This window comes from Peteryoungia desertarenae (genome assembly GCF_005860795.2).
GTDB lineage: Bacteria > Pseudomonadota > Alphaproteobacteria > Rhizobiales > Rhizobiaceae > Allorhizobium > Allorhizobium desertarenae.
Map to the genome: position 1 here is coordinate 761,987 of NZ_CP058350.1, position 15,860 is coordinate 777,846.

Here is a 15,860-nt window from a genome sequence, read left to right on the forward strand (position 1 = left end):
ACAAAGGGGGATCACCATGAAGAAATATCTTCTGGCGGCGCAAATGGCCGCGACCATAGCATTTCTCTCCTCACCCGTATCGGCTGAGAGCCTGTCTCTGCAAATGACAACTCTGCCTGAATGGAAGGCAGTCTACGGGCGCGTGGAAACCCGTGACAGCGTTCCTGCAAGAGCGCGCATTGGCGGCACGCTGATCGAACTGAATGTCGCCGAGGGGGACACAGTGGCCGCCGGCGATGTCGTGGCCACCGTCAAGGATGACAAGATCGACTTTCAGGTCGCAGCCTTGGATGCGCAACTGAAAGGTCTGCAGGCCTCACTTGAGAACGCACAGAGCGAGTTGGCGCGTGGCGAAGAACTGATCAAGCGCGGCGTGACGACAGCCCAGCGGCTCGACGCGCTGCGTACGCAGGTGGATGTCCTGAACAACCAGATTGCCGCGACCGAGGCTCAACGCCTCGTCGTCGTTCAGCAATCCCGCGAGGGCGAGATCCTGGCACCAGCAGCTGGCAAGGTGCTGTCCGTGCCTGTCACCCGCGATGCCGTCATCATGCCGGGTGAAGCGGTGGCCACAATTGGCGGCGGCGGCTTCTTCCTGCGCCTCGCAATTCCCGAACGTCACGCCGATCTTCTGGCAGAGGGCGCTTCAATCGAGATTGAAGACGTCACCGGCAATCCCGGTAAAGGACGTTTGGTGAAACTCTACCCGGAAATCGACAATGGCCGCGTCATCGCAGATGTCGAGGTCAACGACTTGCCCACGTCCTATGTCGGCAAGCGCCTGCTTGTGCGGGTTCCGGTCGGCGAACGGAACGCTTTGCTCGTTCCACAGGAGGCTGTTTCCAATCGCCATGGTCTGGATTTCGTAGCAATCCGGAATGGTGAAGACACATTCGAGAAGGCCGTCGTGACAGCCGCTCCCCTCACTGTGAATGGTCAGGTCATGGTCGAAATCCTAACCGGACTCGAAATCGCCGACGAGGTGGTCCTGCCATGAAGAGCCCCGGTCTTGGTATTGCCGGCGGCCTGACGAAGAGTTTCATCTCGTCGCCGCTCACGCCTCTCTTCCTTCTGGCCTCGCTTGCCCTGGGACTGGTCGCGCTTGTTTCGCTGCCGCGTGAGGAGGAGCCGCAAATCTCCGTTCCTATGGTCGACATCATGGTCCGTGCCGATGGTCTGAAGGCCGAGGATGCGGTCAAGCTGGTCACCGAGCCGCTCGAAACCATCGTCAAGGGCATCAACGATGTTGAGCACGTCTACTCGCAGACAAGCGATGACCAGGTCCTGGTCACCGCTCGCTTTGTCGTCGGCACTTCCAGCGATGCGGCGGTGCTCAGGATTCATGACGATATCCGCGCCAATCTTTCGAGCATCCCCGTCGGCATCCAGGAGCCGGCGATCATCGGTCGAACAATCGATGACGTCGCGATTGTCACACTCACACTGACGCCTTCCGAAGAGGCAGCAGAAAGTGTGGATGCCGAGACGCTGACCCGCATTGCCCGCGAATTGCGGGTGGAGATGGCGAAGATCGGCGATGTTGGCCAAAGCTATCTGGTAGGCGAAAACGGCAACGCCATTCGCGTCAATCCGGATCCCGAGCGCCTTGCGCTTTACGGCGTCACACTACAGCAACTCTCCGGCAAACTTCAGTCAGCCAATCGCTCCTTCTCCACCGGCAGGGTACGCGACGGCGGGCAACAGATTGAAGTGGTTGCAGGCGAAACACTCTCGACGCCGGCAGAAATCTCCAACCTTCTCTTGACGACCCGCGACAACCGCCCCGTCTACGTCCGGGACGTCGCTGAAGTCTCGTTCGTAACGGACACAAGCGAAGCGAAGGTCTCGACGGTCACCAGAGCCGAAAACGGCAGCCTTGAGAGAGTCCCGGCTGTCACACTGGCTTTGGCCAAGCGCGCTGGCGCCAATGCCGTCGTTGTATCGGAAGAAATCCTGCACCGGGTCGAAGAACTGAAGGGAAGCCTCATTCCCGACAGCGTTGCCGTCGAGGTCACCCGGAACTACGGGGAAACCGCCAACGAAAAGGCAAACGAACTCCTTTTCCACCTTGCGCTTGCGACAATATCGATCATTGCGCTCGTTTGGGTATCGATCGGCCGTCGTGAGGCATTGGTCGTCGCCATCGTCATTCCGGTCACGATCCTGCTGACACTCTTTGCCGCCAACCTCATGGGCTACACGCTCAACAGGGTTTCGCTGTTTGCACTGATCTTCTCCATCGGCATCCTGGTGGACGACGCCATCGTCGTGATCGAAAACATTGCTCGACACTGGGGCATGAATCCCTCCGGCGACCGGCGACTGTCGGCCATTGAAGCAGTGGCAGAGGTCGGCAACCCGACCATCGTCGCGACACTGACCGTCGTGGTCGCGCTGCTTCCGATGATGTTCGTCTCCGGCATGATGGGCCCCTATATGAGCCCGATCCCGGCCAATGCGTCGGCGGCGATGATCTTCTCGTTTTTCGTGGCGGTGATTGTCACACCATGGCTGATGCTGAAGATCGCCGGCAAGGCGCAGTTGCATCATGATGATGCGCATCGAAATGGCGGCATGCTGGGACGCGGATATACAGCGGTGGCAGCGCCAATCCTGGCCTCCAAGAGTCGCAGCTGGATTTTTCTGATCCTCGTCGGGATCGCCACAATCGGCTCTTTGGTGCTCTTCTACACGAAGGATGTCACAGTCAAACTGCTTCCCTTCGACAACAAGTCGGAGCTGCAGATCACGATAGACCTGCCGGAGGGCTCATCCGTCGAGGCAACAGATGCCGTCGCCCAGGCAGCAGCGGCAGTTGCCTTGTCCATGCCGGAGGTCATGACGACCCAGACCCATGCCGGCACGGCCGCCCCGTTTAACTTTAACGGACTGGTCCGCCATTCATTCTTCCGCAACCAGCCACATCTGGGTGATGTACAGCTCAATCTGACACCCAAAGGCGAACGTGAGCGTTCAAGTCACGAGATTGCTCTTGATCTGCGCCAGCGCCTGCTGTCCGAATTGACCGTTCCAGAAGGTACAAGCCTCAAAGTCGTTGAACCGCCACCCGGCCCGCCGGTCATGGCAACGCTGCTGGCCGAGATCTACGGCCCGGATGCGCAAACGCGGCGCGCGACTGCCGAAAAGGTGAAGCAGGCCTTCCAGTCCGTTCCCTTCATCGTGGATGTGGATGACAGCTATGGTGAACCGACCCGTCGCCTGAGGCTAACCATTTCAACAGACGATCTCGACTACTACGGGGTCTCGGAGGCCGATGTCTTCGATACGATCTCTATCCTCAACGGATCGACGACGGTCGGTTATTCGCACCGCGGCGATGGACGCTATCCCATCCCGATTACGGTTGAGCGATCCAAGGGTGAGAAAGTCCTCGACGAGACCTTCCTGTCGACACCGATCCCGGCCAACCTGCTGCCCGGATCACGCGCCGTGGTCGAGCTTGGCGACGTTGTGCGGATAGAGGAGGAACAGGCTTCCTATCCGATCTTCCGTCACAATGGTCGCTATGCCGAAATGGTGACGGCTGAACTTGCCGGAGACTTTGAAGCCCCGCTCTATGGTATGCTGGCCGTTCATGAAGCGCTGGATCAGCAGGACTGGACCGGCTTGCAAAAGCCCGAAATCGCCCTGCACGGACAGCCGACAGACGAAAGCAAGACGACCTTGCTCTGGGACGGAGAATGGGAAGTCACATGGGTGACCTTCCGGGACATGGGAGCTGCCTTCATGGTCGCCCTGCTCGGGATCTACATTCTTGTGGTCGCCCAGTTTGGCTCGTTCAAGGTTCCTCTGGTGATCCTGACGCCGATACCGTTGACGTTCATTGGCATCCTTGGCGGCCACTGGCTGTTCAATGCACCCTTCACGGCAACTTCGATGATCGGCTTCATCGCGCTGGCGGGGATCATCGTGCGGAACTCGATCCTCCTGGTGGACTTCGTCAAGCACGCTGCCTCCCCGGAAAGGCCGTTGACGGAGGTCCTGATCGAGGCAGGCGCCATTCGCTTCAAGCCGATCCTGCTCACCGCTTTGGCGGCGATCATTGGTGCGATCACCATCCTGTCAGACCCGATCTTCCAGGGGCTGGCCATCTCGCTGCTCTTTGGCCTGATCTCATCGACCTTGCTGACTGTGCTGGTCATACCCGCGATCTACAGGGTGCTTCGCACCTGAGAACAGCAAAAGGCCCCGAAAGCACAAGCTTCCGGGGCCTTTCTCCAATCTTGAGTCCTCAACGCGGCGCCAGCCACTTCTCGGCCAGTTCCACCCAGAAACTGGTCCCGATCGGCAGGATATCGTCGTTGAAGTCGTAGCGCGGGTGATGAAGAGGCGGATCCTCGGGAGACTTCTGGGTGCCGAGGAAGAAATAGGTGCCCGGCCGCTCAGCCAGCATATAGGCAAAATCTTCGCTGCCCATGGTCGGACGCGGCATGTCATAGACCTTGTCTTTCCCGGCAAAGCTGATCGCGAGATTGCGGACGAAATCGGTCTCCGCCTTGTGGTTTACCGTGGCGTTGTAACCGCGCTCATATTCGATCGTGACGCCCATGCCGTAACTTGCCGCCTGCCCTTCGGCAATGCCGCGAATGCGTTCCTCCAGCATATCGCGGACCTTCGGATCGAAGGAGCGTATTGTCAGGACCATTTCCGCGCGCTGAGGAATGATGTTGCTGGCAGAGCCGGCATGGAAGCCACCGACCGTAATCACGGCTGGATCAATCGGATGCAGATTGCGCGAGACGATGGTCTGCAACGCCATGATGATGGAAGCACCACAAACGATCGGGTCAGCCGTGGACTGCGGTTCGGCGCCATGCCCGCCACGGCCATTGACGATGATCTTGCACTCGTCGACAGCCGCCATCACGGGGCCTTCACGAACCACGATATGACCGAAGGGAATCTCGGGTTCATTGTGGAGCGCGAAGACAGCATCACAAGGGAAGCGCTCGAACAAGCCATCCTCGATCATCAGGCGTGCGCCGCCAAAATTCTCCTCGGCCGGCTGAAAGATCAGGTGGATCGTGCCATCAAAATTGCGACGTTCGGCAAGAATTTGTGCCGCACCAAGCAGCATGGCGGTATGCCCGTCATGCCCGCAGGCATGCATCAGGCCTGGCGTCTTGCTGGCATAGTCGAGGCCCGTCTCCTCGTGGATCGGCAGGGCGTCGAAATCAGCCCGGATGCCGATGCTGCGCCCGCTATTGCCCAGCTTAAGCGATGCAACGACGCCTGTCTTCGCAAGACCCCGTGTGACCTCGTAGCCCATTGCCTCGAGACGTGAGGCGACATAGTCAGACGTGTAAAATTCGGAAAGTCCGAGTTCGGGATGTTCATGCAGATGACGGCGCGTGGCAAGCACGTCTGCCATGACGTTTGAATACTGAATCGTCACAGGACCCTCGAATGTAGATGAGACGAAGCGGAAGCCATGTTCCACCCTATGACCAGTCTGACATTTGTGGTCTGATCGATCAATTGTATAAAGCCCACAATAAAGGGCGCCAAAGGGAGTAGGCCATGGCACGCCGCAGCTTTCAGCGCGCCGGCGAGAGCGAGAGACGTCAGGATCTGATCAACGCAACGCTGGCAAGCGTTGCCGAACATGGTCTGGAAGGCGCGACCGTTCGCGATATCGCCGCTCGTGCCGGCGTTACCGGTGGCCTCATCCGCCATTATTTTGCCGGCAAGGACCAGATGCTGCAGGCGGCCTATCGGGAAATCCTCTCGAACATGACGCGCACGGCGATTGCGGCAGCAGAAGATGCCCAGCATCATCCGCGGGTGCGTCTTCATGATTTCATCGTTGCCAACGTCTCTCCCCCTGTGACCGATCCGGCTGTTCTTTCCATGTGGGCGGCCTTCATCAGCCGAGTGCGGGTGGATGAGGAATTGGCAAGGATCCATCGCGAGAACTACTTGACCGTTATCGCTGTTTTCGAACATCTTCTCGCTGAGTTTCTAGCCGCGGAAGGCCGAAAGCTTGATGCTGTTGGCATCCGCAGTCTTGCGATTGCCATCAATGGCTTGATCGATGGGCTCTGGCTGGAAGGGTCCATGGCGAGTGACCTTTTCGTCGATAAGCCCCTTTCGGAAATTGCTCTCGATTCGGTAGAAGCCATGCTGGGCGGTATTTCTCTCCGCCGTTCATTCTCACAGCGATAGACCATCTATTCTATGGTGTGTCATGTCGGTACTTCAGACAAGTCCAACAACGGCCAACTTTAATCAGGTCCCCGAAAGCCAGACTGCAAGATTGCCTTCAGGCAGCGTCTACCGTATCAGCCGCGCTGATGGGAGGATCGCCATGATCGATGATAGAATGCCGCCGAAAGGGAAACAGGCCGTGAGGAAAGCCGAAGAAGCGCGCCGGGCACAACTCCGCCAGGACCCTCATGCGGTTAGAGATCCACAAGAAAACAACCTCGAGATCGCCATCGGTCATGAGGTGCGAGCTTTTCGCAAGAAGCTGGGTATCACGGGAGCTGATCTGGCAGCTGCAACCGGCATTTCACTTGGCATGCTTTCCAAAATCGAAAATGGCAACACCTCACCGTCATTGACAACCCTGCAGGCGCTTGCACGGGCACTTGGAGTACCGCTCACCACTTTCTTCAGACGTTTCGAAGAGCCAAGAAGTGCGATCTTGGTCAAGGCTGGTGAAGGGGTTGAGATCGAGCGCCGCGGGACCCGTGCCGGCCACCAATATAGTCTCCTCGGCCACATCGCACGAGGTGGCAGCGGTGTTCAGGTCGAACCCTACCTCATCACCCTGACGGCTGACTCCGATGTTTTTCCGACCTTTCAGCACCCGGGCCTTGAGCTGATCTATATGCTGGAGGGCGAGGTGAAATACCGTCACAGCGACCAGCTCTATACGTTGAAACCGGGTGACAGCCTTTTCTTCGAGGCCGACGCGCGTCACGGGCCGGAAGTCCTGGTAACTCTACCAATCCGGTTTCTATCGATCATCTGCTACCCCGATAGACCGGACGAACCATGAAGCTTGCAATTCAAGCGAAAACATCAGCCCGGACCACCAAAAACTACCACTTGGCGGCTGCCGCGAAATAAGGCATAGAATTCCAACTTCCATGACAGTCTTTCGAAGCTTGCTTTGACCGGAGCAAGCCCGCCCGCCAATCTATGTCGCAATACAGCCGCTTTCTGTTCCGATGGTTGAACGGAGCGCTCAAGACATGTGACGCAATTGGTCTGCGATGAACAGCGCTTGGCAAGTTTTTGAAACGTCGACCATCGATACAACCGAGAATTCATCTGAAAAATGACGCTGCATATTCCTTTGCGCGAGCTTGAAACAAAGCAAATCGACCACAATGACTCGATCAGAGCCAGTTATCTGACAATTGATGAGCTTGCCGAGGTCGCTGCCTCTCTCGCGAAGGAGGGAATTGGAGAGCTTCCAGGCTACACCGAATTCGACTTTTTCCGTCGCAACCGTGAGAACGAACGCGAAATCCTGAGAGTCTATCGGGCAACCGCAGCAGATGTCGAGCAGGGTGCAACGATCACGCCGGCGGCGGAATGGCTTCTGGACAACCACTATGTCATTGAAGAGGCAATTCAGGAAGTTCGGCGCGACTTTCCCCGCAAGTTCTATCGGCAGTTGCCGACGATCCAGATCGGACAAACCCTGATCCCGCGGACCATGGCTCTGGCATGGCTCTACGTGGCCCATACCCATTCGACCGTCTCTCAAGAAAGCATGACCGCTCTGGTCGAGGGCTATCAATCCCATCAACCGCTGGAGATTGGTGAACTCTGGGCACTTCCGTCTATCGTACGTTTTGTCCTGACAGAAAACCTCCGGCGTATTGCAACCCGGGTGGATCGCTCGCGCCGGATGCGTCGCCGTGCAAATGAAGTTGCCGATGAAATCATCCGGCTGAACGATCCCCGGAGTGCCGCAGAATACCTGAAGCGGATCGAGCAACTCGCCGAGGACAATACTTTTGCGACCCAGTTTCTCTATCGGCTGCGTAATGGCTCGCAGAACACTGCATTTGCCGTCAACTGGCTTGAGGAACGCCTGGAGGCAGCCGGTCGTACCGCCCAGGAAGCGATGGATGCTGAGCATAATCGCCTGTCATCCGGCAATGTTACGATGGGCAACATCGTCAAGAGCCTCCGGGAAATCGACGACAAGGAGTGGAGCGTCTGGGTCGAGAACGTCTGTCACGTCGACCGTATCCTGGCACAACACACCGACTATCGCGCCCTCGATTTCGGCTCAAGAAATCTCTATCGCAGCCAGATCGAAAGGATGGCGCGTCGGTCGAACCAGACCGAAATTGAGATCGCCCAGACGGCGGTAGAACTCGCACGGGGGATGAAAGCCGAGACCGACCACGGACCTGCAGATGTCGGAGCATACCTTGTCGGCACGAACCGCAGTGTCCTCGAAAATGCAATCGGTTATTTGAAACCGGTTTCTCGCATTCTCATCGAAGCCTTCAAAAAATTGCATTGGCTCTCGATTGCAATCCCGGTCATCGCCTTGACGATCTTTGCGCTTGGCGTTGTAGGCTATTTCTTGGCTGACGCCGGCATCCCGACAGCCCTCCTTGTCATCTTGCTGGCACTATTCGCACTTCCGGCGTCGGAGGGAGCGACAGGCCTTTTCAACACGCTGGTCACTTTTTTCGTGAAGCCGGCACGACTGACAGGCTACGAATTCAAGGAGGGTATCCCCCCAGAGGCGCGAACCCTTGTCGCCGTGCCCTGCATGATCACCAAACGGGACGACGTCGACGAGCTCATTCGCAATCTGGAAGTCCATTACCTGACAAACCCGCATGGCGAGATCTACTTCGCGCTTCTCAGCGATTGGAAGGACAGCCAAACGGAAGAGGCACCCGCCGATCTTGATGTTCTCGAATACGCGAAACGGGAGATGGCACAACTGAATGCGCGCTATGGCGGCGAAAGCCAAGCACGCTTCTTCCTTCTACACCGCAGGCGACTTTACAATCCGGCAGAAGGTTGCTGGATGGGCTGGGAACGCAAGCGCGGCAAGCTGCATGAGTTGAACCTGCTTTTGCGCGGCGACCGCGATACGTCCTATGTCGCAGGTGCCGCTATGGTACCGGAAGGCGTCCAATATGTCATGACGCTTGATGCCGATACGCGCCTCATGCGCGATGCCGTCACCAAGCTTGTTGGCAAGATGCATCATCCGCTCAATCGCCCTGTGCATGATCCGGATACTGGTCGCGTCGTGAGCGGTTACGGCGTATTGCAACCGCGGGTCACACCTTCGCTCACAACAGGCAAGGATGCATCGGTCTTCCAGCGCATCTTTTCCATGAACCGCGGCCTCGACCCCTATGTGTTCACGGTTTCCGACGTCTACCAGGACATCACCGGCGAAGGTACGTTCACCGGCAAGGGCCTGTATCACGTCGATGCTTTCGAAGCGGCCTTGAAGGGCCGTATTGATGAAAATTCGGTGCTCAGCCACGATCTGCTTGAGGGATCGCTCGCGCGTTGCGCGCTCGTGACGGATGTCGAACTCGTCGAAGATTTTCCGACCCGTTACGAAGTCGAGATTTCCAGACAGCATCGCTGGGCCCGCGGCGACTGGCAGCTCTTGCCTTACATCGGCGACAGCAAACGTGGCATTACCGCGCTTGGCCGATGGAAGATGATCGACAATCTTAGACGTTCGCTGACACCCATAGCCTGGTTCATCGCCTCGGTGCTGGGTTGGGCCACCATGAACCCGATTGGCGCCTTGATCTGGCAGCTCCTGCTCATATTCAGCCTTTTTGTCGCTCCGACGCTCTCATTGCTTTCTGGCGTCCTGCCGCGCCAGACGGACATCGTCCCCGCAGCACATTTTCAAACCCTGTGGTCGGAAGTGCGATCCATCAATGCGCAAGTGGCTCTCCGGATCATCTTTATTGCGGACAACGCAGCGATGATGACGGATGCCATCATTCGATCGCTTTACCGAATGATGGTCAGTCGAAAACTTCTGCTCGAATGGCGCACAGCCAGCAGCATCCAGTCCAGCGCTCAGGGCGATGCCCTGTCCTATTATCAGACCATGCGCCATGCCCCCATGCTGGCCATTGTTGCGCTCTGCCTCGCTGCATTGTTTGGCGCCGATGAATATGGCTACCTGACCGGCATTCCATTCGTCCTGCTCTGGCTCGCCTCCCCACTGGTTGCCTGGTATGTGAGCCAGTCGGCGGAGACTGAAGACAGCCTTGAGGTTCCCCCGCATGTAGCAATTGAACTGCGGAAGGTAGCCCGACGGACCTGGCGCTACTTCGAGACATTCGTCACCGCTGGCGACAACTACCTGCCACCCGACAATTTGCAGGAAGTCCCCGAACCGGTGCTCGCACGACGAACGTCACCCACGAACATCGGGGTTTACCTTCTGTCCGTGGTCTCAGCTCGCCACTTCGGCTGGCTTAGCTTCGAGCAGACGATCGAGCGTCTGGAGCAGACAATCTCAACGGTCGAACGGATGGAAAAGCATCGCGGCCATCTGTTCAACTGGTACCATACCGACTCATTGAAGACCCTGGGTCCACGCTATGTGTCAGCGGTCGACAGTGGCAATCTAGCCGGACATCTGATCGCCATCGCCTCCGCGTGTCGGGAATGGGCGGAGGCGCCATCAGCTCACCTTCAAGGCAATCTGGATGGTATCGGCGATGTCGGCGGAATTCTTCTGGAGACGCTGGCTCAGTTGCCGGACGACCGCAAGAACCTTCGACCTCTCCGTCGTCGTCTTGAAGAACGTATCAATGGCTTCAATACGGCTCTGGCGGCAGTCAAGCGCGAGCATGAATTTGCGTCGATCCGGATCATCAATCTGGCCGTGCTGGCGCGCGACGTGCAAAAGCTTGCGACCAATCTCCATCATGAGATTCGCACAGAACAGAGCGCCGAAATCACCCGCTGGGCTGAATCACTCGTCTCGGTCTGCGAGGCACATATTGCCGACACTGCCTTCGATCTTTCGACCATCGAACCTCTCCGCAAGAGATTGAGTGTTCTGGGGGAAAGGGCACGCAATCTTGCCTTCTCAATGGACTTTACCTTCCTCTTCAGACCGGAGCGGCGTCTGCTGTCGATAGGTTACCGGGTGGAAAGTCGCGAACTCGACGAGGCATGTTATGACCTGCTGGCATCCGAGGCACGGCTGACCAGTCTTTTCGCAATCGCCAAGGGCGATCTGCCAACCGAACACTGGTATCGCCTGGGTCGCCAGGTGGTGCCAATTGGTGCCCGTGCTGCGCTGATCTCCTGGTCAGGGTCGATGTTCGAGTATCTGATGCCACCACTGGTGATGCAGGAGCGCCAGGGCGGTATTCTGAACCAGACGAACCATCTGGTCGTGCTTGAGCAAATGAACCATGGCCGCCGTCTGGATACGCCATGGGGCATTTCAGAAGCGGCCTTCAATGCGCGAGATCATGAGCTGACCTATCAGTATACCAATTTCGGGGTGCCGACCTTGGGCTTGAAACGGGGCCTCGGACAAAACGCAGTTATCGCGCCCTATGCCTCGATCCTGGCGAGCCAGTATTATCCGGAAGCCTCTCTCGAAAACCTCGAGCGCCTGCGTGCACTCGGCGCGCTCGGCGCCTATGGCTATCACGATGCCGTCGATTTCACGCCGACACGTGTCCCCGACGGCAAGAAATGCGCCGTCGTCTACAACTACTATGCCCACCACCATGGCATGTCGATAGCAGCGGTTGCCAACGTCGCCTTCAATGGTCTCCTGCGCGCACTCTTCCATGCCGATCCGGTGATTGAAGCAGCCGAACTCCTGATCCAGGAAAAGGCACCGCGTGAAATCCAGGTGATGAGTGCAAAGCATGAGCCGCAAGCGCCTGGAAAGGGCCAGGCGGACCTCTTGCGAGCAGAGATCCGGACGATCGTGGATCCGGCATCCAAGGATCGCGAAGTGGTCTTCCTTTCCAACGGTCACTACTCTGTCATGCTGACTGCGACCGGCTCGGGCTTTTCCCGGTGGAATGGCCAGAGCGTATCCCGTTGGAAAGCGGACCCCACCGAGGATCGTTGGGGCAACTTCATCTTCCTGCGTGACACCGCCACAAACCAATGGTGGTCGGCGACCGCCACACCACGTCGGGCGCAGGATGAAAAGACCAAGACTATCTTCGGCGATGACAAGGCCGAATTCTTCAAGACTGTTGGCGACATCTCGACATCCGTCGAGTGTATCGTTGCGACAGAGCATGATGCAGAAGGCAGGCGTCTGACGATCCTCAACACCGGAACGGAGGACCGGTTTATTGAAGTAACGTCCTATGTCGAGCCTGTCATCGCGTACGAAGATGCCGACAGCGCTCATCCGCTTTTCTCGCGGATGTTCATCAAGACCGAGTTTGGTCGCCGCCGCGACGTGATCCGCGCTGAGCGCAACAAGCGCAGCCCGAGTGATCCGGACATGTGCGTCGCCCATCTCGTCGTCGACAATGCTGGTCCTGGACGCGAAACAGAATTCGAAACGGACAGACGGAAATTCATCGGACGTGGCAGAGATCTTGCCAATGCTGCCGCCTTCGATCCGGGTGCAACACTTTCCGGTTCCGAAGGCTACACGCTCGATCCGGTTCTCAGTCTGAGGCGCACGGTCCGTGTTCCGGCTGGCAAAAAAGTATCGGTGATTTTCTGGACCATCGCAGGCGCGATCCGCGAAGATATCGACAAGGCGATAGAACGTTACCGTCACCCCGACGCTTTTAGCCATGAACTCATTCATGCCTGGACCCGCGCACAGGTCGAGTTGCGTCATATTGGCATCACGTCACAGCAAGCTGCAGCCTTCCAGCACCTTGGCCGCTATCTGGTATACCCGGATAACCATCTGCGCGCTGACCCGGAAACCGTGAAAAATGGCCTGGCCAGTCAATCAGCTCTGTGGCCCATGGCGATTTCGGGCGATTTGCCGATATTTGCTGTCCGCATCAACGACGACATGGATATGGAAATTGCTCGGGAGGCGATGAGCGCCCTTGAATATCTGCGCCGCCGGGGTGTGATTGCGGACCTCGCAATCCTTAATGAGCGCGCGACATCCTATGTGCAGGACATGCAGCATGCGCTGGAGCATATGGCCGAAAACCTTCGCCATCGACTGCCAGTTGGTCGCCAGCATGTCTTCGTCGTGCGTGACGACCTTATGGATGAAGGCCGCGCCCAGGCGTTACTCGCCGCCTCACGCGTCGTCGTTCATGCCAGGAATGGCAAGATCGTTGATCAGGTGAACCGTGCCGTCACGCTTTTCGCCAATCCGCTATCGCCCGATAGCGGAGAAGGTGACTGGCAGGGCCTTCCGCCAATGACGAGCCTCGAAGAGACGACCCAAACGTCTGCAAATGGCGACGATCTGCTCTTCTGGAATGGCTTTGGTGGTTTTGATGCGGCCACTGGTGAATACGTCATACGCCTGAACGGTCGGATGACCACGCCGCACCCATGGATCAACGTGATCGCTAATGAGCAATTCGGCTTTCACGTCTCGGCAGAGGGAGGCGGCTTTACCTGGAGCCAGAACTCCCGCGATTATCAGATCACCCCCTGGAGCAATGACCCGGTGGTCGATCGTCCCGGCGAGGCATTCTACGTCGTCGATCCGGAAAACAACCGGAACTACGCGACAGTTGCCGGGCTGAACACGGACCCCTCGGCCCGCTTCGAAACCCGTCACGGCATGGGTTACTCCATCCTAGCCAGCCAGCACGAGGATATGGAGATCCAGATCTGCCAGACGGTAGCGCGTGATGCGCCGGCGAAGTTTTCGAAGATCACTTTGAGCAACAAGACCGCAACTACGCGTCGGCTTAAGGTCTACGGATACGCGGAGTGGGTTCTGGGCAATAATCGACAAAAGACGGCGCCTTATGTCCTGGCGAGCCATGATGAAAAAAACGGCGCCCTCTTCGCGACCAATCCCTACGACACCAACTATCCGGGCCGTTTTGCCTTTCTGATGGGTCAAGGCACGCTTGGCGCTTTCACGGCGAACCGTCGAGAATTTATTGGTCGCAATGGTACAATTGCGCTGCCACAAGCCATTGCCCAGCCAAGGGTACTGTCCGGCTCCCTGGAAACCGATGGTGATCCATGCGCGGCTCTGATGTTCGAGGTCGAGCTCCCTGCGCACGGGTCGGCGGACATTACCTTTGTTCTTGGCGAAGCGGAGAATAAGGACGCGGCCATGCGCATGGCCACAGACATGCGGCTGCGGTCTTTCGACGCCACCCTGGAAGCGTCGAAGTCCTTCTGGAAAGAGTTCACCGGCAAGTTTCAAGTGCAATCGCCAGATCCGGCATTCGATCACCTGGTCAATGCGTGGCTGCCCTATCAGGCACTGAGCTGCCGCCTGTTTGCGCGGGCCGGCTTCTATCAGGCGAGCGGTGCCTATGGCTTCCGTGACCAGCTTCAGGATACGCTGGCCTTCCTGACGGTCGAACCGCAGCTTGCCCGTCGCCAGATCCTGAAGGCCGCAGCCCGCCAGTTCATCGAGGGCGACGTCCAGCATTGGTGGCTGCCGCAGACGGGAGCGGGTGTCCGCACCATGATCTCCGACGACGTTGTCTGGCTCGCCTATGCGATCGACCAGTATGTCTCGGCGACAGGCGACGAAACCATCCTTACCGAACCGGTCCCCTTCCTGGACGGCCCGGATCTGAAGCAGGGGCAGCATGACAGCTTCTTCCTGCCGAACACGGCGGCAGAGACGGCAGATCTCTACGAGCATGCCGCCCGCGCACTGGATCTGGCCATGGCCCGCACCGGCGAACACGGCCTGCCGCTGATCCTCGGCGGTGACTGGAATGACGGCATGAACCGTGTGGGCATTGAAGGCCGCGGCGAAAGCGTCTGGCTGGGCTGGCTTTTGGCCGCAACGCTGGAGCGCTTCAAGGCGCAGGCCGACAAGCGCGGCGAACGTGAGCGCAGCGCCCGCTGGAGCGACCATATCGCAAAGCTTAAAGCCGCTCTGGAAACGACCGGCTGGGACGGTGACCACTATCGTCGCGGCTATTTCGACGACGGCTCACCGCTGGGATCGAATGAATCCTTGCAGTGCCAAATCGACTCCATCGCCCAGTCCTGGAGCGTGCTCTCCGGTCTCGGAGATCCCGCGCATACCGCAAAGGCTCTCGAGTCCGCAGTCTCCAAACTGGTCGACTCAGAGACGGGCATCGTACGCCTCCTCACGCCCGCCTTCGAGAAGCCTGAGGTCGATCCGGGCTATATCGGTGCCTATCCGCCGGGCGTGCGTGAGAACGGTGGTCAGTACACCCACGCGGCGATCTGGCTCGGCCTTGCGCTGGTCAAGGCCGGACGCTGCTCGGACGCCTGGCGCGTCTTCGAGCTCGTGAACCCGATCAACCATGCCCGCACGCCGGAAGAAGCAGAGCTGTACCGCGTCGAGCCTTATGTCGTTGCGGCCGATATCTATGGCGGCGAAGGCTATGCCGGTCGCGGTGGCTGGACCTGGTACACGGGTTCTGCCGGCTGGCTCTACCGCTTTGCGGTCGAAGGCTTCCTCGGCATCCGCCGCAAGGGCAATGACATCGTCGTAACCCCCGCGCTTCCCGAGCACTGGCAGGGCTTCAAGGCAAAGGTCGAGATCGATGGACGCATGGTCGAGGTGGCCGTCTCGCGCAAGGCCGAGGGCTATGACGTGACCCTGGACGGCAGGGCCCAGGAGATCGGCCAGGATCTGCCAGAGCCCCCGGCCCCGCCGTCGGCGAAGAAGGCAACGCGCAAGCCGAAGGCCAAGGCGGCCGAGTAACCGATCCCAACAGGCAAGACGAAAG

Annotated in this window: 6 protein-coding genes; 5 read left to right on the top strand and 1 reads right to left on the bottom strand. The window is 58.3% G+C overall.

What is annotated here, in order from left to right; genetic code table 11:
• The first annotated feature begins 16 nt into the window (after positions 1-16).
• Both FE840_RS03630 and FE840_RS03635 read left to right on the top strand, forming a co-directional pair.
• Entirely contained in the window at positions 17-997 is a 981-nt protein-coding gene (locus FE840_RS03630) for an efflux RND transporter periplasmic adaptor subunit (protein ID WP_138287117.1), read from the top strand.
• Positions 994-4,194, top strand: a complete 3,201-nt coding sequence (locus FE840_RS03635) for an efflux RND transporter permease subunit (RefSeq protein ID WP_138287115.1) — start codon at positions 994-996, stop codon at positions 4,192-4,194. Before FE840_RS03630 ends, FE840_RS03635 begins: the two co-directional genes overlap by 4 nt.
• A 58-nt stretch (positions 4,195-4,252) precedes the next feature.
• Here FE840_RS03635 and FE840_RS03640 read toward each other — a convergent pair whose 3' ends face one another.
• Positions 4,253-5,392 carry a M20 aminoacylase family protein gene (locus FE840_RS03640; protein ID WP_138287113.1) on the bottom strand — a complete coding sequence of 380 codons (1,140 nt, stop codon included), beginning with the start codon at positions 5,390-5,392 and terminating at the stop codon, positions 4,253-4,255.
• 149 nt (positions 5,393-5,541) lie between these two features.
• Between FE840_RS03640 and FE840_RS03645 the strand changes: the two genes are divergently transcribed.
• The 3 genes from FE840_RS03645 (at position 5,542) to FE840_RS03655 (ending at position 15,835) form a co-directional block, all read left to right on the top strand.
• On the top strand, positions 5,542-6,186 hold the full coding sequence (locus FE840_RS03645; RefSeq protein WP_138287111.1) for a TetR family transcriptional regulator C-terminal domain-containing protein: 645 nt from the start codon (positions 5,542-5,544) through the stop codon (positions 6,184-6,186).
• A 157-nt stretch (positions 6,187-6,343) separates the two neighbouring features.
• Positions 6,344-7,024 carry a helix-turn-helix domain-containing protein gene (locus FE840_RS03650; protein WP_138287397.1) on the top strand — a complete coding sequence of 227 codons (681 nt, stop codon included), beginning with the start codon at positions 6,344-6,346 and terminating at the stop codon, positions 7,022-7,024.
• A gap of 282 nt (positions 7,025-7,306) precedes the next feature.
• Positions 7,307-15,835: a GH36-type glycosyl hydrolase domain-containing protein gene (locus FE840_RS03655; protein WP_138287109.1), complete on the top strand. Its 8,529-nt coding sequence runs from the start codon at positions 7,307-7,309 to the stop codon at positions 15,833-15,835.
• Positions 15,836-15,860 lie beyond the last annotated feature (25 nt).